The organism is Streptomyces sp. NPDC046557, assembly GCF_040645975.1.
Classification (GTDB): domain Bacteria; phylum Actinomycetota; class Actinomycetes; order Streptomycetales; family Streptomycetaceae; genus Streptomyces.
Map to the genome: position 1 here is coordinate 69221 of NZ_JBEYZH010000001.1, position 20971 is coordinate 90191.

Sequence of the window (20971 nt, forward strand, 5' to 3'; positions counted from 1 at the left end):
GCTCTGCGGGAACTGCGGGATTGCGGGGGGGGGTGCGGGAGCGGTTGGGCGGCGCGCCGGTCACCAGGGCGGGCGGTAGCCGGTGGTCAGCCGCTCCCCGGTGTGACGCCACTTCGGTTCCTGGTCCACGGTGCGCGCCGTCATCTGGCGCAGCTTGCGGACGACGGCGCCGTACGCGCCGCTGGCCTTGCTGGACACCTTGGCGCCGGGCGGCTCGTCCATGAACGGCATGAACTTGTCGGGGAAGCCGGGCATGGTGCAGGCGATGCAGATGCCGCCTACGTTGGGACAGCCGCCGATGCCGTTCATCCAGCCGCGCTTGGGCACGTTGCACTTGACGACGGGACCCCAGCAACCCAGCTTGACCAGGCACTGCGGCGAGTCGTAAGTGTGCGCGAACTGGCCCTGCTCGTAGTAGCCGGCCCGGTCACAGCCCTCGTGGACGGTGGCGCCGAACAGCCAGGTCGGGCGCAGCTTGTCGTCCAGGGGGATCATCGGCGCGGAGCCGGCCGCCTGGTAGAGCAGGTAGGTGAGCGTCTCGGAGAAGTTGTCCGGCTGGATGGGGCAGCCCGGTACGCACACGATCGGGATGCCGGCCTTCGACGTCCAGTCCCAGCCCAGGTAGTCCGGTACGCCCATGGCGCCGGTCGGGTTGCCCTCCATGGCGTGGATGCCGCCGTACGTGGCGCAGGTGCCGATGGCGACGACGGCGAGGGCCTTGGGCGCCAACCGGTCGATCCACTCGCTGGTGGTGATGGGTTGGCCCGTCTCGGGGTTGTCGCCGAAGCCGCACCAGTAGCCGTCGGCCTTGATCTTCTCATTGGGGATGGACCCCTCGATCACGAGGACGAAGGGGTCGATCTCACCGCGCTCGCCCTTGAAGAACCATTCGATGAACGTGTCCGCGCCGCCGACGGGCCCGCACTCGAAGTCGATCAGGGGCCAGTGCACCGCGATCTTGGGCAGACCCGGCAGCACACCCATCACGATCTCTTCGATGCTGGGCTGCATCGCCGCCGTCAGGGACACCGAGTCGCCGTCGCAGCTCAACCCCGCGTTGATCCAGAGGATGTGGATGGGGGGATCCTCTACCGTGCTCGGCGTTGCTGCATCCATCAGGATGCCTCCTTGGGCAGGAAATGGAGGTGGGGTGAGGGGGAGCCGGGGACGGGCACTCCGCTCTCATCCTTCTTCGTAACAGGGGCCGGCCGGCGGTGTGCTGTCTTGTACGGCCAGTGCGGTGACGGCGTCCGGCGCGTGGCGTCGGTCGGCGGGGACCGTACGGGCCAGGTGCGGCGGGGTCGCGGCGGCCGGCTCCTTGCGGACGAAGGCGCGGCGCAGGGCGTGGTACGGGGCCCGCGGGTCGAGGAAGGTGGCGCGCATCCGGGCCAGCTCCGCCTCCCGGTAGACGGCGAGCGGGGTCTTCGCCTCGTCCCGCTCCCGCAGCGCCTTCTTCGCCGCGATCCGGGACCGTACGGCGGGTGACGCGGCGAGCAGCCGCGCCAGCCGGACGGTCTCGTCGGCGAACTCCGCCGGCGCGCAGGGCACCGTACGGTCGACCAGTCCCAGCGCGGCGGCCGCGGTCGCGCTCAGCGGCAGCGCGTCGGTGGTGAGCCGCTCGGCGACGGCGGGACCCACGCGGCGGGGCAGCGTATACGTCCAGTACTCGGAGCCGTAGAGACCCATCAGCCGGTAGTGCGGGTTGAGGACGACGCCGGCGCGGCACCAGACCTCGTCGGCCGCCAGTGCCAGCATCGCGCCTCCGGCGGCGGCGTTGCCTCCGAGGGCCGCGACGACGAGTCGGTCTGTGGTGGTCAGGACGGCCTCGACGAGGTCGTCCATCGCGGTGATGTTCGCCCACGACTCCGCGGCGGGGTCGGCGGCGGCCTCGATGACGCCGAGGTGGATGCCGTTGGAGAAGAAGTCGCGGCCGCCCCCGAGGACCAGGACGGAGGTCGGGCGGGCGCAGGCGGCCCGGTAGGCGTCCAGCAGCCGCCGGCACCGGTCGGTGCTCATCGCACCGCCGGGGAAGGAGAACGACAGGAACCCGGCCTCTCCCACCTCCCGGTAGGTGATGTCGGACCACGTGCGCCGCGGCGGGTCCGCGAACGGCGGCGCGGGGTCTTCCGGCAGCGGGGGCAGCCGGTCGCCCAGCGCCAGGGTGGCGGGCAGCTTGACCGGGACGGGCTCCCCCGGCGCCCGGCAGGCCCGCAGTTCGGGGATCCACACGGCCCCGTCGCCGGTCGCCCGGCAGACGGCGCCCGCGCGGGTGGCCAGCAGCTCACCCGGGCGACCGCGCAGCCGGTCCTCGGGGTGGCCCCCGTGCAGGAACCACACGCCGCCGAGCAGTTCGTCGCGTACGCCGGGCTGGGAGTCGGCGGCCCGCAGGACCCGCAGCACCCGCTCGGTGGGGTCGTTCGCCCAGTCGATGCGGCGCTCGTCCTGGCGCAGGTAGGGCCGGGTACGGTGGGTGGTCTGCGGCGTGGGGACGTAGCTTCCCGAGGCGAAGCGTTCGACGGCGAGCAGGACGGCCCGCAGCGCCGCGTCGGCGATCTCGCCCCGGTAGACGTCGCTCTTGGCCAGCTCGGGCACGAGGCACTCGGCGGAGGCCCAGACGTCGCCCGCGTCCATCTCGGCGTCCGCCTGCAGGACCGTGACGCCCCATCGGGCGGCGCCCTCCTGGACGGCGCGGTCGAGCGAGGAGGGACCGCGGTCCCCGACCGGTCCGGGGTGGACGATCAGACAGGTATGGGTGGCCCAGACCTCTCGGGGCACGGCCGTCTTCAACATCGGCGCGATGATCAGATCGGGTCGGTGGCGTCGGGTGGCGTCGGTCAACGAGCCGCCCGCGAGCACGAGTTCGACCGCGACCCGGTGGCCGTGGTCGCGCAGCTCCGCGTGGACGCGCTGCGTCAGGCTGTTGAACGCGCTCGCGACGAGCAGGATGTGCACTCGGTCTCCCAGCGGCCAGGCGCCTTCGCGCACCGTGAGCCGGGGTTCACCGGCCGCCTGCGATGCTCGGGGACCAGCGGGCGGTGGGGCGTGACGCCGAGCGCTGACGTCACTCGAAAGCGGGCGGCACCCGCTGCCAGTCGGCGGTGCGGCGCCGCTCGGCGGGACCGCGCGATGGAGTGGAGTCGCCGTGCGTCGGGCGCGCCCGTTCCCGGACCGGCCGGGCCCCGCGCATACAGTCCGTAGCCATCCGTCCGATCGGGCGCGGAACGTTACGAAAAGGGAGGTCGGGATGGCTGGGTCACGCGTCATCACGGTGTTCGGCGCGACGGGCGCGCAGGGCGGAGGACTGGTACGGGCCATCCTCGACGACCCCGACAGCGGGTTCTCGGTGCGCGCGGTCACCCGCGACCCGGAATCGGACCGGGCCCGGGAACTGGCGCGGCTCGGCGCCGACGTGGTTCGGGCCGACATGGACGACGAGGCGAGCCTCGGGCCCGTCCTCGAAGGCGCCTACGGGGCCTACCTGGTGACCAACTTCTGGGAGCACCTGTCGGCGGAGCGGGAGAAGCGGCAGGCCGCCTCGCTGGCCCGGGCGACCGGGCACGCGGGGGTGCAGCACGCCATCTGGTCGACGCTGGAGGACACCCGCGAGTGCGTCCCGCTCGACGACGACCGCATGCCCACGCTCCAGGGTTCGTACAAGGTGCCGCACTTCGACGCCAAGGCGGAGGCCGACCACTACTTCCCCGAGGCCGGCGCCCCGACCACCTTCCTGCGCACGACGTTCTACTGGGAGAACCTGTACGGGACCTTCGCCCCACAGCGGGGCGAGGACGGCACCCTGCGGCTGGTCCTCCCGATGGGCGGCAGCCGGCTGTCGGGCATCGCCGTCGACGACATCGGCAAGACCGCGCTGGCCGTGTTCAAGCGCGGCACCGACCTCATCGGCGCGACGGTGAGCATCGCAGGTGAGCACCTGCCGATCGCGGACATCGCGGCGGCGCTGTCCGAGGTCGTCGGTGAGCCGGTGCGGTACGCGCCGATGGAACCCGACGCCTACCGCGCCCTCGGGTTCCCGGCGGCCGACGAGGTCGGCAACATGTTCCAGTTCTACGCCGAATGCGAGGACCGCTTCACCCACGCGAGGGATCTGACGGCCATCCGGGCGCTGAACCCCGAGCTACAGGACTTCGCCACCTGGCTGGCCGGGCACCGCGAGGCGTTCCGGTCACTGTGACGGGCCAAGGGGCCGGCGCGCGGCGTCCGCCGGTGGTGGGCCGGACGGGTGAGGTCGCGTGTGGCGCCGTTTTGTGTTCGGAACCGGTGCGCCGGCGTTGTACCTTCCCGTCGTTCGGGCGTTCCGCGCGGTGCGGAAGGCCGACCGTCGAGGAGAGGGACCTGTGTGGCTACCGGAACGGTGAAGTGGTTCAGCGCGGAAAAGGGCTTCGGTTTCATCGCGCAGGACGGGGGCGGCCCCGATGTCTTCGCCCACTACTCAGCGATCAACGCTACCGGTTTTCGGGAACTGTGGGAGGGGCAAGCGGTGACCTTCGACGTCACCCAGGGGCAGAAGGGGCCGCAGGCCGAGAACATCGTGCCGGCCTGATCGCGGTACGCCCCCGGTCGCCCGCCGGGCCGCTTGCCGGACCGCCTGCCAGGCAGGTCCCCCGTCACCGGCCGGACGCCGGGGGCCCTTTCGCCGCGGGAGCGGACCCTCGGGTCTCGGGGTCCGGGGGCCCGCTCTGCGTCATCATGTGCCATGCGCGTTCGCCCGGCCGGTACCACCGGGCGCCCGGCGGCGATTCTCACCCCTTCGGCCACTTCCCCGCCGCGCGGGTGCGTCACGGCACGGACCGGCCGGGCCGGGCACACCGATCGAAGGAGTCGGCGGATGAACGACACACCAGCAGGTCACCGGCCCCGGCGCCCGTCGCTCCCTCCGCCATGACCCGGCCGGAGGAGGCCGCCGCCGCTGTCGTCGGCTCCGCCACCGGGGTCCTGATGGCGTTCGTGCCGTGCGGCCACGACACCGCGCGCCGCATCCTCCCGGACACGGCCCGCAGGGCGGGCGTGGGACCGACGGTGGCCGCGCACGCCGTGATGGCGCTGCGGGGTGACGGGGAGGGCCCCGGCCCGGGTGGTCGTCGCAGGTGGGAACGGGTGCTCCGGTCGTTGATCGACGACACCCTGTCGGCGCCGGCCCCGCTCTCGGATTGCGCCGGCCCCGGCCTGCTCCCCGACCTCGCGGTGCTGCGCAGGCGCCTGCACCACTTCCGTGCGCTGCGCCGACGCACCTTCGCCGCGCCGAACGACGCGGTGCTGCGCTGCCGGCTGGAAGACGCCTCGTACACCCTGTGCGTCCTGATGGGCCGGCGCAGCACCCACCTGGCGCTCCGGGCGGCCGAGGAACTGCTGACGGCCGACCGCCTCGACCGCCCCCACCGCTCGCAGACGCCCTACCGATGAGGCCGCGCCGGTCCCCGGCATGCCGGCGGGTCGGCCCGCCCGTTTCGCCCTACTCTCGCCGGATGACCGAGAACGAGATCAAGCTGAAGGCCATCGCGGTGCTCACCGGGGTGCGCGGCGACGTCGGCACGGACTACGTCTCCGCCCTGCTCGGCGAGGTGACGCCGGCGGAGTTCCTGGTGCCCGCCGAGGCCGATCCGGCGGAGATCGGGCTCGCCGTGCTGGACCAACTGTCCGGGCCGTGGAGCGCCTTGGTCAGCGGTTTCGTGCTGGCCTTCGAAGCGGTGGCGGACGCCTACGACGAGGGTGACCCGGAGATGTCCGCGCAGGAGATCCTCCAGGCGCTCGCCCTCGAACTCGCCGCCGGGGACGACTGAGACTCGGGCCGACCGCGGGCGGCGCGCACATCGTGATCGGCCGTCGTGTCAGGGGACGCGCTGCGGGTAACCGCCTGACGAGCACGCACCGTCAGCGCCGGTCCTCCGTGGCCGGCCCCAGTCGAGAAGGGCACCATGACCACCCCTCCGAACGATCCCGTACCTCCCAACCCGACGCCCGCGCCGGGTCCCGGCCCGGGGCCGCAGCCGGGACCCCTCCCGGGCCCGGTCCCGGGGCCGGGAGGCCCCGACCCGGTACCTCCGGCGCCGCCCCAGCCGCAGCCCGATCCGCGGCCGGAGCCCGCGCCCGGCCCCGATCCGTTCCCGGCGCCCGGTCCGCTGCCCGGCCCGGTGCCGGCTCCGGACCCCGTGACCTGAGGCCGCCGTCCGCGCGGAGGCGGCCCGTTTCACACCGCGTGCCCGGCCCACTCGGCCGGGACGCCGGCGCCGCCTCCGCCGCGGAGCGCCTCCACCACCGCTTGGTGCAGGTCACGGCTCTCCCGCTCGGAATCGCACTCGACGGGGCTGCCGGACAAGGTGAACCAGTCCGACGAGCCGCTGTACTGGACGGCCACCTGGGCCGCCGCGCCCGTCCAGGTCGTGTGCACCGTCAGGTTGCCCGAGATGACGCCCGCTTCCTTCGTACGGACGCCTCCGGCCCCCGGATAGATCCCCGTCGTCGTCCACGACGCCCAGGCCATGGGGCACCCTCCTCCCGTGCGGATCCTCGGTGAAGCCGATCTGTGCGCCAAACCTCCCCCGCCTCGTTTTCCTCCTCCTGGTCTACCCCCATTGGCCCCTTTCCGCACGGCGCGCTCTGATGGACAGCAGGCCGTTCCCTCTGCCGCGTCGAGCATGAAAGAGGTACGCCCATGTACGAGATGCGCGCCGAGTCCAGCGCCGAGCGGGGCCAGCTCCTGTGGCACGTGATAGCGAAGGACACCACCTTGAGCACGCTGTGCGGGTCCCTCCTCAGCCCCGGCCGGCCCCCGGTCCCACCGACGGAACCCACCGCCGACCACTACTGCGCCGCCTGCATGCACGCCGTCCGCGCCCAGGGCGAACCGGTGGCGGACTAGCACGGGGGCGGGTTTGGCGGCGGTGGTCGCGGGCAGAAGCCGCGTGCCGCCCTGCGGTGACGACGCGGGGCGGACCAACGTCCCGAGGGCACGGCAGGGAGGTGGGCCCCATGGCCGACGGTACGAGTGCCAACCCCGGCACCCTGCCCTCCGTGGGGCGGCAGTACGACGCCGGCCCCTACGTACCGCGCCACGGCGGTCTCGGCGCCCTGCGCCGGGCCGCCGCCGGCTGTCAGGGCTGCCCCCTGTTCGAGCACGCCACCCAGACGGTGTTCGGCGCCGGGTCAGCCCACGCCCGCCTGCTTCTGGTGGGTGAGCAACCCGGGGACCAGGAGGACCGTCAGGGGGAGCCGTTCGTCGGCCCCGCGGGCCGGCTGCTGCACCGGGCCCTGGAGGAGGCGGGCCTCGGGGACGAGGACACGTACGTGACCAACGCGGTCAAGCACTTCAAGTTCACGACTTCCGCCGGGGGCAAGCGCCGCATCCACAAGGCGCCCACCCTGCGGGAGATGACCGCCTGCCGGCCGTGGCTGGAGGCGGAACTGCGCCTGGTGACGCCCGAGGTGGTGGTCGTGCTCGGCGCCACCGCGGGGCGCGCCCTGCTCGGGAGTTCCTTCAAGGTGGGCGAGCAGCGCGGCGTCCTGCGCCCAATGCCCGCTCTCGGGGACGACCCGGCGGACGCGTGGCAAGGTCAGCTGCTGGCAACCGTGCATCCCTCGTCGGTGCTGCGTTCCGACGACCGCGAGGCGGCGTTCCGCGGCCTGGTCGGCGACCTCTCGGTGGCCGCCTCCGCGTTGGGCTGAGGACGCGCCGCCTGGGAACCGCCCGGCCGGGCCACCGGCTAGCCGGGCCCGGCGCGCCGGCACCAGTGGACGAGGCGCCACCCGGCGAGCGCCAGGGTCGCGGGCCATACGACGGCGAAGGCCGTGATCCACACCGGTGAACCGGTGGCGACAGCCGTGACGAGGAGGACGAGGGACCCGGCGGCGCCCAGGACGAGCAGGACGCGGGGCCACCTCGCCTCCACCCCCGTCCAGGACCTGACGCCCCGGCGCATGGTGCTCAGTCTCCGCTCCAGCCGCCGGTCCCGGCGCAGACGCTCTTCGATGACTTTCAGGGTTTGACGTTCCCGGTCGGTGAGGTGGGGCGGGTCCATGGCCGGCCGCCTCCCTTCGAGGGGCGCGGTGTGTCTCACGTGGCGCGGCGGGCCGCCCGGCGCCGCAGTCGCACGGGCAGCACGTACCAGAGGAGGGTGAACCACAGCATGACGGTGCCGACGATCACCTCCGCCAGCGGGGCGGGGAGCACCACGTCCAGGATGAGCAGCAGGGTGCAGCCGATCGTGAGCGCGAGGAGCACCAGCCCGCAGACCATGAGTCGTCCGGCGGTCTCGACCACCTCGTCCTTCATGCGCAGCCCCGACAGACAGCGGTGGATGCACACGGGGGCGATGAGCGCTCCGGTCGAAGAGGCGCCGAGCGCGACGGTGACGACGTAGAGGACGCGGTCGAAGGTCCTCAGGTGCTCGAACTGCGGGCTGAAGGCGATGCTGAGGAGGAAGCCGAAGAGGATCTGCACACCCGTCTGGGCGACGCGGGTTTCTTGGAGCACCTCGCCCCAGCGGCGGTTCACGCGCTCCCGGGCGGTTTCCGGCGTCTCCCCGGCCGTCACGGGTGGCGGGTCGAGGGCGCGCTCCTCACCCGTTCGGAATGCGGGCGGGCCGCTCGTGATGTCGGTCATGGTGTCCTCCTCGGCCATACCGTTCACCCTTGTGGGGGAATCGAGCGGGCGCGGGCCTCGGCGAGCGTCGGGGCGATCTCCAGCTCGGACGCCGCGCCGAAGAGCATCAGGAGTTGCGCGAACTGCTCCGGCACGGGACCTGCCAGGACGAGATGGTCCTCGCGGTCGCCGGTGAGCAGGATATTCAGCAACGAGGAGTCGGCGAAGGTGACCCGGGCGATGTCCACCACCCGTCGTACGCCCTCGCGCGCCGCGTCGGCGAGCACTTCCGCCACCGGCCCGACGCTGTCGATGTCGAACTCCCCCGACAGCACGACCACCCGGACGTCCTCCTCGTCGAGGAGGACGCGCACTCTCGGGTGGTCGTACGTCACGGTCGTGCCTGTTTCATCGTGCCTGTTTCGTCGTGCGTGTTTCGTCGTGCGTGTTTCGTCGTGCGTGTTTCGTCGTACCTGCTTCCATGAAGCCGTTCTACGGGGCCAGTTCCGGGAAGGCGGCGGGGTCAACTGCCGCGACGTCCGCCCCCTCGCGGTTCCTGCGGGTCGACGCCGGTGTACGCGGAGGCGTCCTTCGTCCCGCTGGGACGCTGCGAAGCGCCCTTCTCGCCCATGTCGTGGTGGCCCTTGTCCCCGGAGCGCATTCCCTTGCCCTTGTGCTCCCCCCGCCGCCCGCCGGTCTTGACCGGGGTGCCCTCGTCGGCCTTGGCCGGTGCGGCCTTGGTCTCGGAGCGCCGGTCCGGGCCGTCGTCCGCGTACGTGTCGGGGTGGAAGGAGCGATGCGCGCTCGGGTTGTCCTGTTGCCGGGTGGCGTCCACGTCTGGGGACCACCCGTGCTGTTCGGTCCCTTCGTGCCGACTGGGACCCTCACCGTGTGCCGGGTGTCCCGACTTCCTGTTCTTGGACATGCACTACACCTCCTGGGCTCTTGCGGCCCTGGGCCCCGGTTCAGGGGGAGGACGACCGCCGGGTGTGGAAGGGGCGCAGCCGCGCCTCGACGTGCCCGTCGACGACGCGCGTCTCGAACGACGGCTGCGGCGCGGTGGCCGGCCCTTCGACGTTCCAGCCGTCGGAGAGCCGGAAGACGCTGCCGTGCCATGGGCAGCGTACGCACCCGTCGGTGATCTCGCCTTCGGACAGCGGGCCGCCCATGTGCGAGCAAAGGTCGGCGAGGACGTTCACGGTGCCGCCCGAGGCCCGCAGGACGAGCACGTCGACGCCGTCCACGCGGGCCCGGACCGGTTTGTCGACGGCGAAGTCCGCCACCGGGCCGACGCGGTGCCAGCCTTGCGCCACCAGGTGCGTCACCTGTTCGGCGTGGTTGGCGCCCGCGGCCTGGCGGTAGGCGAGGTGGCCGCCGAGTGCGCCGCCCGCCGAGACGGCCGCCAACCCCGCCATGGACAGCGCCCGGCCCTTCCAGGTCCGGCCGCGGGCGCGGGCCAGAAAGGAGCCGGCGTAGAGGCAGAGCCCGGCGCTGTTGGTGAGGGCGTGGACGAGTCCCACGCGGGCCTGCTCGGGCGGTAGCTCGGCCCAGTCCGTCCAGCCCGCGAGGGCCGCGGGCACCGCCGTGACCACCCCCACCCCGATCAGGGCGTGGGCGGCCCGGCGCTGGCCGGGCAGCAGGTCGAGCACGGCGGAGGAGAACCAGGCGCCGAGCGGCACCTGGACGAGCGGCGGGTGCGCCGGGTGGCCCAGTGGGCGCCCGTGCAGCACGTCCCGGGCCGCTCCCAGCGGGAGGGCGCGCACCGCGCGACGGACGGTCTCGATGAGGCCGTCCGCCACCGTGGTCTGCTCCAGCCGCTCCAGGGCGGTCAGGACGGGCCCGGGGCCGTCGCCGGCGGTGCCGAGTGCGGTGTGTCGTAGGTCCATGGCGGGCGCCTACCCCGAGCGCGGCGCGCTATGGCGTCCCGCCGGGGAACGGTTCCTGTTCTTCCCGGCGGGGCGCCTGCTCACGGCGGGCGTGCTCGCGGGGTTCGGGGGCCCTATTGCGGCCCACGACGTGCATCGCCGCCTCCTCCGCCGACTCCGCTCCCCCGTCGGCGCCGACATCGTGGGCCAGGACGTCGATGGAACGTCGGGGGTCGTCCTCCACGGGGGCGAGCCGGCCGACGGTGTCGCCCGGGAGGGGCTCGGGGTGCGGGCCGCTGTCCGTGCCGTCCTGGCCGACGTCGGGCGTCTCCTGCGCGAGGCGCTGGTCCAGGGTCTCGCCCTCGCGCTGCTCGGCCGCCGTGGTGCCGTGGCGGGAGACGGCGCGGGGCCGGTCGGGGGTGTCGTACCCCTCGTCGAGGCGCTGGTCGGCGTCCGGCTCGTCCAGCGCGTTCTCCATGTCGGGCTGGTATTCGGCGCGCTGGTCGCCGTTCTGCGGCTGGTACACCTCGTCGCCCTGTGTGTTGCTGTCCTCGGCCATGATCGTCGCCTCTCCCGGGTCTGCCGTGACGGCCCTCGGCGGGCGCCTACCCCGTCCTGAAGGGCCCACACGGTCGCCGGCCCCCGCCCCGGCATGTCCGCCCGGAAGGTGGGTAGCCGCCCACCGGCGACGGCCGCGGTCCGCCGGGGGCGGGGCCGCCGGGCCTGCCCGCGGGAACCCACAGGGCCACGCACCGCTGAGGGCCCACACGCAGCCCCCGCACGCAGCCCCCACACACGAAGGGGAAGGCCATGGACGACCAAGGCGGCGCGGGAGGCGCGCCCCTGCACCACGACGAGGGCGAGGCCGAGCGCCGCAAGCCCCACGTGGACCGGCCGGTGAAGGCCGGACCCGCGAAGGGCGGCGAACCGCCCGACCGGCGGTTCGAGCACGGCGAGCGAGAGCACGACCGTGACCGGGAGGGAAGGAGCCCGGCGAAGGGCCCGGAGTAGGTCGGACGCCGCGGCGGGCGGCGGGGGCGGGCGGCGGGTTCAGCGTTCGGAGAAGCTGAAGTCGCCCATCGTCCAGGCACTGACGTCCTTGATCGCGATCCGGTACATCCCGCCGGTCTCCGGGATACCGACGGTGCCCTGGAGAATCCGGGCCACGTGGAAGTGGAGGTAGGCGGGCGGCGCGACCCGCGGGGACGGCGACATGGTCCCCGCGTCGAGGAAGATGTTCGCGAAGGCGCCGAGCTGGTCCGAGTCCTTCAGGACTTCCGCCACGCGCTGGCGCCATACGCTCTCCGGTGCGAGGCGGCCCGTGATCACCGCGCCGTGCACCACCACGGTCAGGGCCATCTGATTGGTCGGCTCGGACTCCACGGCGGCGGCGATGGCGACGAGCAGGTCGTCAGGCTTCGACATGGGCACGGAGTCTACAAGGTCCCGCCCGCGGGACCCACCCCGGTGTGCGGGAACGGGCCCGGCCCGCGCAGCCGTTGGCCGGGCGCGCGCGTCACGCGGAGCTCAACAGCAGCTCGACCTCACGCTCCTGGTCCCCCGCGACGGTGCCCTTCGCCTCGACGGTGAATGCTTCCGACAGGGCGAACAGGATCCGGTCGACGGCGCGCGGGCCGCCCTGGACACCCACCCGGACCGTGCCGTCGAGGGTGACGGGGCCGGTCTGTGCGGCCGGACGCCCGGCGTCGATGGTCGTGCTCCAGACGGTGGGGTGACCCGCGTGGTCCCCGGTCGGGGGCTCCTTCTCCTCCGTCACCTCGCCGGGGAAGGCCCGTTCGAGGAAGTCGATGAGGGTCCGGGCGCAGTCCGGGGAGCAGTCGGTGGCCGTCACCAGCACCGCGTCGTCCGCGTGCCGTGCTTCGCTGTTCATCACGTCGCCTTTCCTTCGGGTCCTCCTGGACCCTTTCGGGGGCCGGTCACGCGCGGCGTGGCGGACCGGCCTGGGCCGGCCCGCCACGGCGGCGGCGTTCCACCGCTCAGCGCCCGAGGGCTTTCTTGAGCTGCTCCTTGTTCATGTTGGAGCGGCCCTCGATGCCCCGCTTCTTCGCCTCTTCGTACAGCGCCTCGCGGGTGGGCCCCGAGGAACCGCTCCCGGAGCCGCGGCTGCCGCCGCCCGACCCCGACGAGCCGCGGCTGGTGGACTTCGTCTCGCCGGACCGCGCCCGCTCCTTGTTCACCGTACGGCCGGCCATTTCCTTCGCCCGGCCCTCCGACATGCCGCGTTCCTGGCCGGACTCCTTGATGTGGTCGTACTGGCGCTCGCGCTTACCGCTGGAACCTCGGGGCATCGCTGTTCTCCTCAACGCTCGGGATGGACACGGCCATGCTGCGGCCCGGCGCCGACTCCCGCACCCCGGATCGGCCACCGGAGGTACACCGTGCCACCGGTGCCCCCCGTCCGGCCCCGGCAGGCAAGACCGGGCGTCCACAACGGCTTTGGCGTACGGGTGAAACCTTCCGCCGATCCACGCGCCCCCGGCCGTCGCCGGTCACCCCGCCGGCACAGTGGCCGCACCCACCTCCGGCCAAAGGAGTTTCACGTGCTCGAACGCAAGCGGCGCAAGAACGGCACCGAGGTCACCTTCGTCCTTCCGGCCGACACTCCGCCCGGGCCGGTCAGCGTGGTGGGCGACTTCAACGACTGGCAGCCGGGCACGCATGTACTGGAGCCCCGCGAGGACGGCCTGCGTGCCGTGACCGTCGCGCTCAGCGGTAAGAAGACCCACACGTTCCGGTACCTGGCCGCCGGGGACTACTGGTTCGACGAGGAGCACGCCGACGGCCACGACGGCACGAACAGTCACCTGCGTACCTGAGCGCGCGCTACCCCCGGGCCGGGCACCCGGCACGCCGCGACCCGGTCAGCCGAGCAGCTCCAGCACCGCCGCCTCCACCTCGCCGTGGGTGGCCGGGTGCCCGTAGACCACGTCGGCGCCGAGCCGGTCCAGCGCCGGCCTGATCGTGACACCGTTCTCGTAGAGCTCGAAGAGCCTGGGGTTGATGTACGAGGAGCGGCAGACCGCGGGCGTGTTGCCCAGGTAGCCGCTCACCTCGCGCACCGCCCGCGCCACGGCCTTCGTACGCCGGGCCCGGGATTCCCCGGAGACCTCGACCGACACGGCGAGCGCGACCGCGGCCAGGACCGTGGCGTGCCAGGTCCGGAAGTCCTTCGCGGTGATGTCGGTACCGGACCTGCTGCGCAGGTAGTCGTTGACGTCACCGGCCCGGACGTCGTGCCAGAGACCGCCCTGCCAGTACACGAAGAGTTGTGACTGGTCGTCGCGCCGGCGCAGCAGTGACCTGACGACCGCGTACGCGGCGGGGTCCACCAGGGCGCGGGTCTGCTCCTGCCCGGACTTGCCGGGGTAGCGGAAACAGACCTCGCCCCGGCTGCAGACGGCGTGCTCGCGCAGCAGCGTGGTCAGCCCGTACGCCTGGTGGTCGCGCCGGTACGCGGCACCGCCCACGCGGAAGAAGCCGAGGTCGAGCAGGCGCGCGGAGCACGCCAGGACCCGCTCCCGGCCGAGGCCGCGCGCCGCGAGGTCGCGCACGATGCCCTCGCGCAGGCGCGGCAGGCGCGTGGCCACGTCCAGGACGTGTTCGTGCTTCGCGGCCTCCTGCCGCTCACGGAACGCCGGGTGGTAGAGGTACTGCCGGCGGCCCGCCTCGTCGGTCCCCATGGCCTGGATGTGGCCGCCGGGCCAAGGGCAGATCCACACGTCGCTCCAGGCGGGCGGGATCACGAGGGAACGCAGCCGCTCGCGCTCCGAGGGGTCGGTGATCGGCGCCCCAGTCGGGTCGAGGTAGCGAAAACCCCGGCCGTGGCGTACCCGGGTGTAGCCGGGCCGGTCGGGGTGACTCGTGCGCAGCCGCATGGTCCTCCTCCGCAGGTGCCCGGCGTCTGCCCGGTTGCGCCCCGGATACTCCCGGGTACGCGCGTCCCGCCCCCGCACGGGGCCGGTCGGGCCCTACATTCGTCGGCATGGTGCACGTACTGGGCAGCAGGGTCCTGCTGCGCCCCACCGATCCGGAGCGCTCGCGCGCGTTCTACGGCGGGGCGCTGGGCCTCGCCGTGTACCGGGAGTTCGGTACGGGGCCCGAGCGCGGGACGGTCTACTTCCTCGGCGGCGGGTTCCTGGAGGTGTCGGGTCGCGCCGAGAGCCCGCCGGCGCCGGGTCTGCGGCTGTGGCTCCAGGTCGCGGACGTACAGGCCGCGTACGGGGAACTGCTGGGGCGGGGTGTCGTGGTGGCGCGTCCGCCGCTGCGCGAGCCGTGGGGGCTGATCGAGATGTGGATCGAGGACCCGGACGGCGTGCGGATCGCCGTCGTGGAGGTACCCGAGGACCATCCGTTGCGGTTGCGCGTCTGAGGCCCGTCCGGGCAGCGGGGAGAGGTACGGGCGGTGGCGCCCGTGGCGTACGCCACGATCCGGAGCAGGCCATTCCAATGGGATGGATGCGGCCGTTATCGTGACGATTCACTCTTTCTTCCTCTTCGCCCGGATGGTCACCCGTGCCCGCAGACTCCTCCCTGTCCCCGCTGATGGCGGCGACGACGCACTGGCTGACCCGCGCCTACCCGGCCGGCGCCGGCGCTCTCCAGCGCGGCCTGGCGGAGGCCCAGGCGCGGCAGGCCGTCACGGTCGCCGCCTGGCTGCGGTATCCGACGGACCTCGACGCGGAGCTGGTCGCGCTGACGGGGCCGGGCGGCTCCGGCCGCCTGGACTGGATCAGCGGGGCGGACGCCCCCTCCGAGGATCAGCACGAGCGGGAGTACGGGTGGCGCAGTTGGGTCGACGAGGTCGTGGCCAGTTGGGCGGCCTGTCTGCTGACCACGCCGTCGCTGGCCGCGGCGGCGGTGGCCGCGCTGGCGGGGACGGACCACGCCGACGCCGTCCCGGTGGCCTTCCGCCGCCTGACGGAGCCCGCGGCGGGCGACCGGGACGCGGCGGCGCTGCTGCGACACCCGGATCTGCTGGCGCCGATAGCGGACCTGCACCGCCCCGGGCTGCTGGACTGCCTCGGCGCGGACACCGCGCTGGCGGGCTGAGCGGGGCGCGTCCCGGACGGCCGTTTCCGGGGGGCCGCGCCGGGTAGGGGCGGCCGTGCGGGGTGCGGTCTTGGCCGACCCGGCCGCGACGGAGACCGCACCCCGCCCGGATTCCGGCTGCCGGGGGTGTCGCGCGTCCCCCGGCCGTCCACCCGTACGCGCGACTGCGGGCGCCGCACGCGGCGTCAGGACCGAGGATGGGGGCATGTCCGCCCGACTGGTCATCTACCCTCCCGACGAGAACGGCTGGCGCCGGGTCCGCTACGACGGCGTCGCCATCGGCGTGGCCCACAAGCCGTCCGACATCCTCGTCTTCCTCAGCGCGGCCGGGATGCAGGACCCCGAGGAACTGGACCTCACCGATCCCGAGCTCGTGGACTGGCGCGGCCCAGGGCCGGAGTCCTGGGCGGAGTCGCCCCCTTGAGCCCGGCTCCCGGTGAGGGGCCGCGCCGCGTTCCGGCCGACGTGAGGGTCGATGTGAGGGCCCATGTGAGGGCGGACATACGAGAGGAAGGCCACCCAGTGCGACAGCCGAACGAGGACGTACCGCCCCAGCCGGCCCGCGAGAAGGCGACCCAGCTCGCCCTCTCCCTCCAGGACAGCCGGCGGACTGTCCTGGCGGCCGCCGCGGCGCTCGCGGCGGCCGCCGCCCTCCTCGCACACCGACGCCACTGCCGGCCGTAGCCAGGTCCGGGCCGGTCTCAGGCCGGGCGCCGCCCCGTGCCGAAGCGCCGGGCCGGGCCGGGCCGCCCGAACGCGGTGGCGCCCCAGGAGGGCCCGCACACCCGCGGCGATCCGCGCCACCGGACCGACGGCCGGACGAAACCGTCCCGCCAAGGGTGCGTTCGGAAAGGGTGACGGGGCACGCGCGTCAGGGACACGCCCGTCCGACGCAAAGGACTCCCATGCTCGCCGTCGCGCTGCTCACTCCCCCCGCCCTGCTGGCCGTCGTGCTCGCCCTCGGGCGGTACGAAGAACGCCTCCTGGGCACACCGCCCGTCTCGCCGTCCGCCGCCGCGCCCGCACCCCGCCGGCCGTCACCTCCCCCTCCCCCTCCCGCACGGGCCCATCGGCCGCCCGGCGCGCCGGCCCGGCACGCGGCCACCGGCAGGATCACCCGCTTCCCCACGCGAAATCAGCTGGTTTGAGATGCCCCTCGTCCGGCAAGGGGCGATGAACGAAAGCCGAAATACACATCTCGACCCGATTCGCACAGGAAGGACCGTCCCATGCGCGTGGCGTTTTTGACGGCTACGGAGGGCGTCGAGCAGATCGAGCTCACGGAGCCGTGGCAAGCGGTGATCGACGCCGGCGGAAACCCGCAACTGGTCTCCACCGAGCCGGGCCAGGTCCAGGCGTTCAACCACCTCGACAAGGCGGACACCTTCCCCGTCGACCTCGTCGTCTCCCAGGCCTCGGCCGAGGACTTCGACGGACTGGTCCTTCCGGGTGGCGTGGCCAACCCGGACGCGCTGCGGACGGACGCCGAAGCGGTGGCCCTCGTACGCAGCTTCTTCGACGCGGGCAAGCCGGTCGCGGCGATCTGTCACGCGCCCTGGACCATGGTCGAAGCGGACCGCGTCCGGGGCCGCACGCTGACGTCGTGGCCGAGCCTGCGCACGGACATCGAGAACGCGGGCGGTACGTGGGTCGACGAAGCCGTGAAGGTGTGCACGGCGGGCCCCAACACGCTCGTCACCAGCCGCAAGCCGGATGACCTGCCGGTGTTCTGCAAGACCTTCCTGACCGAGTTCAACCGCTGAAAGGACACGTGTCCGCATGGGCATCATCGCCTGGATTCTGATCGGCCTCCTGGCCGGGCTCATCGCCAAGGCCATCACCCCGGGGCGGGACCCCGGTGGCTGTCTGATCACGATGGTGATCGGCGTCGTCGGTGGTCTGCTCGGCGGCTGGCTCGGCAAGGTCATCTTCGGGGTGAACTCGATCAACGGTTTCTTCCACCTTTCGACGTGGATCGCGGCCGTCGTCGGTTCCGTCATCGTGCTCCTGATCTACCGGCTGATCGCCGGGCGCCGGCGCGCCTGACGGCGTCCCGCTCCGAGCCGGCCCCCGCCCTCGTGTGGGGGCCGGCTCGCGTCGGTCCGGCCCCGGAGCCGTATCCGGTGTCCCCGCCGGTCTCCCGTCACCACCAGCGCAGCAGCCGACGACCCTCCTCCGCTCCGGGGCGGCCACGCAGTTGGCCGGCCAGGCGGTGCAACCGGGGGAAGCGCTCGCGGCGCATCCGCGAGTGCCGGTCGAGCTCCTCGATGAGCCGCTCGGAACGTTTCTCCACACCGAGTTCGTCCAGGACCCGGTCCGCCTCGGCGAGCAGTGCGCCCGAGAGCTGCCACTGGCCGGCATGGGTCCGGACTTCCTCCAGCAACAGGTCGGCGAGCCGGTCCCGGCTCACGCGGGCGGTCTTCAGCTCCTCGGTAAGCCGGCTCTCGGCCTCCTCGGCGTTCGCGCTGACCTGTGCGGTGATCAACTGGGCGAAGCTCTCGACGGCGACGGCGGTGTGCGCGTACAGCTCGCGCAGCGCCTGCGCGATGTGCGGTTGGAAGAGCGGTTGCGCGGGCCGCGCCTGGGCCAGATCGGTCAGCGTCCGACACGAGACGCGCAGCACCACCGCGCAGATCTCCAGGGTGTCGAGCCCGGTGCGCAGCACCAGGCGGAACAGGAGCCCCTCGCGCACGCGCGGGTTCAGCCGCAGACTGTCCTCCGCCTGCCGCAGCGCGGCGTCGACCTGGGCGATGTCGTTGTCCAGCCGGCGCGCCTCGTGCAGGCGGGCCGCGGCCTTCTCCACCGGGATGTGTTCTTCGAGTTCGTCGGTGATGTGCGTCATCAGGGCCCGCATCCGCCGGGCGAGGTCGGTGATCGCCTCGCTGGCCGGCCCGACCCAGACGGGCGGCACGAACAGGACGTTGAACAACAGGCCGACGGCGGCGCCGATCAAGGTCTCCAACACCCGGTCCCAGGCGGTGTCCGCCACCCGGGTGACGCCGAGGACCAGCATCGCGCTGATCGCCACCTCCGGCACGAACTCGCCCGCCTTCACCAGGGGGCCGATGGTGAGCGAGACCAGGATGATCAGGCCGAGGCTCCACCAGGTCAGCCCCACCAGTGCGCTGAACCCGATCGCGAGCAGCACCCCGGCCACCACGGAGTTCACCCGGCGGATGCCGGTGGTGAGGGTCGAGTAGAGGGTGACCTGGACGACGAGCAGCGCGGTGAGCGGGGCGGTCAGCGGGGCGGGTTCACCGCTGAGCCGCAAGGCGACGACGTACGCGATCACGGCGGCCGCGGTGGAGCGGACGGTCTGGACGACGGCGGGCTCCCGGTGCCGGCGCACCAGCTGACGCAGTGGAGCAGAGAGTGACATGACCCGCCCTTTCCCCTTCACGTGAAGATCAACGCCGCGCGGCACGAGCGGTACACACCGGATATGTCACGACACGCTACGTGAGGACCAATCCGCCGACCGCTCACCGTGCGGCGCTTCACTGGGTGGCCTGGACCGGACCGGTTGAACGAGCAAGGAGAGACGTATGGGACACGGCGGCGACGTCATCGCGGAACTGACCACGGACCACGAGGAGGTGGAAGAGCTCTTCACCAACATCCAGGAGCTGCCGACGGGCGACGCGCGCAGGAAGCACTACGCCGACCAGGTCATCATGGAACTGGTCCGACACTCCGTGGCCGAGGAGTCCTACCTCTACCCGGCCGTCCGCGAGCACCTCCCCGAGGGCGACAGCATCGCGGACAAGGAGTTGGAGGACCACGCGATGGCCGAGCGCACCATGAAGGACCTGGAGGGCTGCGACGCGGACGACCCGCGTTTCGACGCCCTGATGACCAAGCTCATGGCGGAGATCCGCGCCCACGTGGCCGACGAGGAGAACAACCTGTTCCCGCAGCTGCGTGCGGCCTGTACGCCGGACATGCTGAACAAGCTGGGCGACAAGGTGCGCCAGGCGAAGAAGATGGCGCCGACCCGGCCGCACCCCTCCGCGCCCGACAAGCCGCCGGCCAACAAGCTGCTCGCTCCCGGCGTGGGCCTGGTCGACCGGCTGCGCGACGCGATGAGCGGACGGGGCAAGGACTGACGCTCCCGGACACGGCGCCCGGAGACCGGTTGTCCCGGTCTCCTGGCGCCGTGCGCGCGGGTCAGGTGCGCGGAGCGGCCGAACGGCTCAGCACTTCGGCGGGGGCGAGGGTGCGGTGGAGCAGGGCGTGCGCGGTGTCGACGGGGCGGCTGCGCATGTCGTGGCTGTAGCGCCGCAGGGCGGCCGCCGCTTCGGACACCGTCGGTTCCCCGGCCGCCGCCAGCATGCCGACGGCCGGTGTCCAGGGCGGCCTTTCCGGCGAGGGCCGCGTGGCTGCGGGTGAGGATGTCCTGGGGGTCGCAGCGGGTCCGCCGTCCACTGCATGACGGCGGTGGCCGTGACCCGGGCCAGGGCGCTGAGGAGGGCCAGTTCGCCCTCCGGAAGGGCCACGCTCTGCCGGGTGAGGAGGTTCAGGGCGCCCATGGCCTGCCCACGGATCTCGATCGGCACGGCGTAGGCGCCGACGAAGCCGGCCGCGCGCGCGAGCGGCACGAAATCCGGCCATACGGTCGCCTGGGCGGCGAGGTCGGGCGCCCGCACGGTCCTCCCGGTTTTCCAGCTTTCCACGCTGGGACCTTGTGAGGTCCGGAGCTGGAACATCTCGGTGAAGGCGGTCTGCCGGTCGCTGACGGCCATGCTGCGCAGGCCGCCGCGCGCCGAGACCAGCATGACGCCGGCCGCGTCGGCGGCGCTGAGTGTCCCACCGGATCGGTGCGGCATCGCCGAAGGAGGTGGCATGAAAAGTACCCGCACGCGCGGCACATGGCCCGCACGCGCGACGGGCAGGCGGGTGAGCGGGACACCGACGGCGCCAGCAGGGAGACCGCGCCATGGACATCGCACTCACCCGGCACCACGTCACGCTCACCCCGGAGCCGGGGGCGAACGCCGTGGCCCGTGACACCGCACACCGCTTTCTGGCCGACGCGAAGGAGCACGGCCGTGCCGTACCGGACCCGGCCCCCGACACGTTGCTGCTGCTGGTCACCGAACTGGTCACCAACGCGTTGCGCCACACCGACGGTCCCTGCACGCTCAGCCTGACGCTCCACCCGGACGCCATCGACATCGACGTCACGGACACCAGCCCCCACCCGCCCACGCCCCGCCGGCCGGACCACGCGGGGCGGGGCGGCTGGGGGTGGACCCTCGTCCACCGCCTCACCGAATCCGTCGTGATCCGGCCGACCCCGGAGGGGGGCAAGACGATCCACGCCCGGATTCCCCTGGAGTGACACACTGGAAATGCCTCCCGAGTGCCCTCCGAACCGGCCGGAACCCACCACTGACCGCGATTTGACCGCATACCGGGATACGGGTTGCCCGATACCGGG

General features: G+C 73.0%; 31 protein-coding genes and 1 pseudogene. 16 read left to right on the plus strand and 16 right to left on the minus strand.

What is annotated here, in order from left to right:
- Nucleotides 1-60: 60 nt before the first annotated feature.
- Both ABZ934_RS00350 and ABZ934_RS00355 read right to left on the minus strand, forming a co-directional pair.
- Nucleotides 61-1116 (minus strand): hydrogenase expression protein HypE, encoded by a 1056-nt coding sequence (locus tag ABZ934_RS00350; RefSeq protein ID WP_361306911.1) that lies wholly within the window; start codon nt 1114-1116, stop codon nt 61-63.
- A 66-nt stretch (nt 1117-1182) separates the two neighbouring features.
- Nucleotides 1183-2952: an enoyl-CoA hydratase-related protein gene (locus ABZ934_RS00355; RefSeq protein WP_361306913.1), complete on the minus strand. Its 1770-nt coding sequence runs from the start codon at nt 2950-2952 to the stop codon at nt 1183-1185.
- Between the two features lie 292 nt (nt 2953-3244).
- Between ABZ934_RS00355 and ABZ934_RS00360 the strand changes: the two genes are divergently transcribed.
- The 4 genes from ABZ934_RS00360 (at nt 3245) to ABZ934_RS00375 (ending at nt 5798) form a co-directional block, all read left to right on the plus strand.
- Entirely contained in the window at nt 3245-4192 is a 948-nt protein-coding gene (locus ABZ934_RS00360) for an NmrA/HSCARG family protein (protein WP_361306915.1), read from the plus strand.
- A 165-nt stretch (nt 4193-4357) separates the two neighbouring features.
- Nucleotides 4358-4561 (plus strand): cold-shock protein, encoded by a 204-nt coding sequence (locus ABZ934_RS00365; protein ID WP_136215879.1) that lies wholly within the window; start codon nt 4358-4360, stop codon nt 4559-4561.
- A gap of 338 nt (nt 4562-4899) precedes the next feature.
- The gene (locus ABZ934_RS00370; protein ID WP_361306917.1) at nt 4900-5421 is read left to right on the plus strand and encodes a DUF5133 domain-containing protein; all 522 of its coding nucleotides are present in this window, start codon (nt 4900-4902) and stop codon (nt 5419-5421) included.
- A gap of 62 nt (nt 5422-5483) precedes the next feature.
- The gene (locus ABZ934_RS00375) at nt 5484-5798 is read left to right on the plus strand and encodes a hypothetical protein (protein WP_361306919.1); all 315 of its coding nucleotides are present in this window, start codon (nt 5484-5486) and stop codon (nt 5796-5798) included.
- Nucleotides 5799-6205: 407 nt separating this feature from the next.
- Here ABZ934_RS00375 and ABZ934_RS00380 read toward each other — a convergent pair whose 3' ends face one another.
- Entirely contained in the window at nt 6206-6499 is a 294-nt protein-coding gene (locus tag ABZ934_RS00380) for a hypothetical protein (RefSeq protein WP_361306921.1), read from the minus strand.
- Nucleotides 6500-6670: 171 nt separating this feature from the next.
- On the opposite strand from ABZ934_RS00380, the gene ABZ934_RS00385 reads away from it, so the two are divergent.
- Complete coding sequence (locus tag ABZ934_RS00385) at nt 6671-6877, plus strand: hypothetical protein (RefSeq protein WP_361306923.1); 207 nt, start codon at nt 6671-6673, stop codon at nt 6875-6877.
- 110 nt (nt 6878-6987) lie between these two features.
- Nucleotides 6988-7680, plus strand: a complete 693-nt coding sequence (locus ABZ934_RS00390; protein WP_361306925.1) for a UdgX family uracil-DNA binding protein — start codon at nt 6988-6990, stop codon at nt 7678-7680.
- 38 nt (nt 7681-7718) lie between these two features.
- Here the strand turns inward: ABZ934_RS00390 and ABZ934_RS00395 are convergent, their stop codons facing one another.
- The 6 genes from ABZ934_RS00395 to ABZ934_RS00420 all read right to left on the minus strand — a co-directional run bounded on the left by ABZ934_RS00395 (nt 7719) and on the right by ABZ934_RS00420 (nt 11020).
- Nucleotides 7719-8033, minus strand: a complete 315-nt coding sequence (locus ABZ934_RS00395; RefSeq protein ID WP_361306927.1) for a DUF3040 domain-containing protein — start codon at nt 8031-8033, stop codon at nt 7719-7721.
- A 35-nt stretch (nt 8034-8068) separates the two neighbouring features.
- Entirely contained in the window at nt 8069-8617 is a 549-nt protein-coding gene (locus ABZ934_RS00400; RefSeq protein WP_361306930.1) for a DUF6328 family protein, read from the minus strand.
- Nucleotides 8618-8640: 23 nt separating this feature from the next.
- Nucleotides 8641-8991, minus strand: coding sequence for an STAS domain-containing protein (locus tag ABZ934_RS00405; protein ID WP_361306932.1), 351 nt, complete (start codon nt 8989-8991; stop codon nt 8641-8643).
- Between the two features lie 128 nt (nt 8992-9119).
- A complete protein-coding gene (locus ABZ934_RS00410; protein ID WP_361306934.1) occupies nt 9120-9521 on the minus strand; it encodes a hypothetical protein in 402 nt (133 codons plus the stop codon).
- A 40-nt stretch (nt 9522-9561) separates the two neighbouring features.
- Nucleotides 9562-10482 (minus strand): Rieske 2Fe-2S domain-containing protein, encoded by a 921-nt coding sequence (locus ABZ934_RS00415; protein ID WP_361306936.1) that lies wholly within the window; start codon nt 10480-10482, stop codon nt 9562-9564.
- Between the two features lie 28 nt (nt 10483-10510).
- The gene (locus tag ABZ934_RS00420) at nt 10511-11020 is read right to left on the minus strand and encodes a DUF5709 domain-containing protein (RefSeq protein WP_361306938.1); all 510 of its coding nucleotides are present in this window, start codon (nt 11018-11020) and stop codon (nt 10511-10513) included.
- A gap of 251 nt (nt 11021-11271) precedes the next feature.
- Between ABZ934_RS00420 and ABZ934_RS00425 the strand changes: the two genes are divergently transcribed.
- On the plus strand, nt 11272-11472 hold the full coding sequence (locus tag ABZ934_RS00425; RefSeq protein ID WP_361306940.1) for a hypothetical protein: 201 nt from the start codon (nt 11272-11274) through the stop codon (nt 11470-11472).
- A gap of 39 nt (nt 11473-11511) precedes the next feature.
- Here the strand turns inward: ABZ934_RS00425 and ABZ934_RS00430 are convergent, their stop codons facing one another.
- From ABZ934_RS00430 to ABZ934_RS00440, 3 genes are all read right to left on the minus strand, one after another.
- A complete protein-coding gene (locus ABZ934_RS00430) occupies nt 11512-11886 on the minus strand; it encodes a hypothetical protein (RefSeq protein ID WP_361306942.1) in 375 nt (124 codons plus the stop codon).
- A 91-nt stretch (nt 11887-11977) separates the two neighbouring features.
- Complete coding sequence (locus tag ABZ934_RS00435; RefSeq protein ID WP_361306944.1) at nt 11978-12352, minus strand: hypothetical protein; 375 nt, start codon at nt 12350-12352, stop codon at nt 11978-11980.
- A gap of 106 nt (nt 12353-12458) precedes the next feature.
- Nucleotides 12459-12770, minus strand: a complete 312-nt coding sequence (locus tag ABZ934_RS00440; protein WP_361306946.1) for a plasmid stabilization protein — start codon at nt 12768-12770, stop codon at nt 12459-12461.
- 252 nt (nt 12771-13022) lie between these two features.
- Here ABZ934_RS00440 and ABZ934_RS00445 point away from each other — a divergent pair, with 252 nt between their 5' ends.
- Nucleotides 13023-13298 carry an isoamylase early set domain-containing protein gene (locus ABZ934_RS00445; protein ID WP_361306948.1) on the plus strand — a complete coding sequence of 92 codons (276 nt, stop codon included), beginning with the start codon at nt 13023-13025 and terminating at the stop codon, nt 13296-13298.
- Nucleotides 13299-13343: 45 nt separating this feature from the next.
- On the opposite strand, the gene ABZ934_RS00450 is transcribed toward ABZ934_RS00445, so the two are convergent.
- Nucleotides 13344-14357: a DNA topoisomerase IB gene (locus tag ABZ934_RS00450; protein WP_361306950.1), complete on the minus strand. Its 1014-nt coding sequence runs from the start codon at nt 14355-14357 to the stop codon at nt 13344-13346.
- 107 nt (nt 14358-14464) lie between these two features.
- Here ABZ934_RS00450 and ABZ934_RS00455 point away from each other — a divergent pair, with 107 nt between their 5' ends.
- The 6 genes from ABZ934_RS00455 to ABZ934_RS00480 all read left to right on the plus strand — a co-directional run bounded on the left by ABZ934_RS00455 (nt 14465) and on the right by ABZ934_RS00480 (nt 17577).
- Nucleotides 14465-14851: a VOC family protein gene (locus ABZ934_RS00455; protein ID WP_361306952.1), complete on the plus strand. Its 387-nt coding sequence runs from the start codon at nt 14465-14467 to the stop codon at nt 14849-14851.
- Between the two features lie 173 nt (nt 14852-15024).
- Entirely contained in the window at nt 15025-15531 is a 507-nt protein-coding gene (locus ABZ934_RS00460; protein WP_361308630.1) for a hypothetical protein, read from the plus strand.
- Between the two features lie 205 nt (nt 15532-15736).
- Nucleotides 15737-15955, plus strand: a complete 219-nt coding sequence (locus ABZ934_RS00465; RefSeq protein ID WP_361306954.1) for a hypothetical protein — start codon at nt 15737-15739, stop codon at nt 15953-15955.
- A gap of 98 nt (nt 15956-16053) precedes the next feature.
- Complete coding sequence (locus ABZ934_RS00470; protein WP_361306956.1) at nt 16054-16215, plus strand: hypothetical protein; 162 nt, start codon at nt 16054-16056, stop codon at nt 16213-16215.
- 545 nt (nt 16216-16760) lie between these two features.
- Nucleotides 16761-17294: a type 1 glutamine amidotransferase domain-containing protein gene (locus ABZ934_RS00475; protein WP_361306958.1), complete on the plus strand. Its 534-nt coding sequence runs from the start codon at nt 16761-16763 to the stop codon at nt 17292-17294.
- A 16-nt stretch (nt 17295-17310) separates the two neighbouring features.
- The gene (locus ABZ934_RS00480; RefSeq protein WP_361306960.1) at nt 17311-17577 is read left to right on the plus strand and encodes a GlsB/YeaQ/YmgE family stress response membrane protein; all 267 of its coding nucleotides are present in this window, start codon (nt 17311-17313) and stop codon (nt 17575-17577) included.
- A gap of 97 nt (nt 17578-17674) precedes the next feature.
- Here ABZ934_RS00480 and ABZ934_RS00485 read toward each other — a convergent pair whose 3' ends face one another.
- Nucleotides 17675-18910: an aromatic acid exporter family protein gene (locus tag ABZ934_RS00485; protein ID WP_361306962.1), complete on the minus strand. Its 1236-nt coding sequence runs from the start codon at nt 18908-18910 to the stop codon at nt 17675-17677.
- Nucleotides 18911-19076: 166 nt separating this feature from the next.
- On the opposite strand from ABZ934_RS00485, the gene ABZ934_RS00490 reads away from it, so the two are divergent.
- The gene (locus tag ABZ934_RS00490) at nt 19077-19637 is read left to right on the plus strand and encodes a hemerythrin domain-containing protein (RefSeq protein ID WP_361306964.1); all 561 of its coding nucleotides are present in this window, start codon (nt 19077-19079) and stop codon (nt 19635-19637) included.
- A gap of 61 nt (nt 19638-19698) precedes the next feature.
- On the opposite strand, the gene ABZ934_RS00495 is transcribed toward ABZ934_RS00490, so the two are convergent.
- Both ABZ934_RS00495 and ABZ934_RS00500 read right to left on the minus strand, forming a co-directional pair.
- Entirely contained in the window at nt 19699-19836 is a 138-nt protein-coding gene (locus tag ABZ934_RS00495) for a hypothetical protein (RefSeq protein ID WP_361308747.1), read from the minus strand.
- A gap of 137 nt (nt 19837-19973) precedes the next feature.
- Nucleotides 19974-20375, minus strand: a pseudogene (locus ABZ934_RS00500) (GAF domain-containing protein); the annotation flags it as partial.
- A gap of 92 nt (nt 20376-20467) precedes the next feature.
- Between ABZ934_RS00500 and ABZ934_RS00505 the strand changes: the two are divergent.
- The gene (locus ABZ934_RS00505) at nt 20468-20872 is read left to right on the plus strand and encodes an ATP-binding protein (protein ID WP_361306966.1); all 405 of its coding nucleotides are present in this window, start codon (nt 20468-20470) and stop codon (nt 20870-20872) included.
- The last annotated feature ends 99 nt before the right edge of the window (nt 20873-20971 follow it).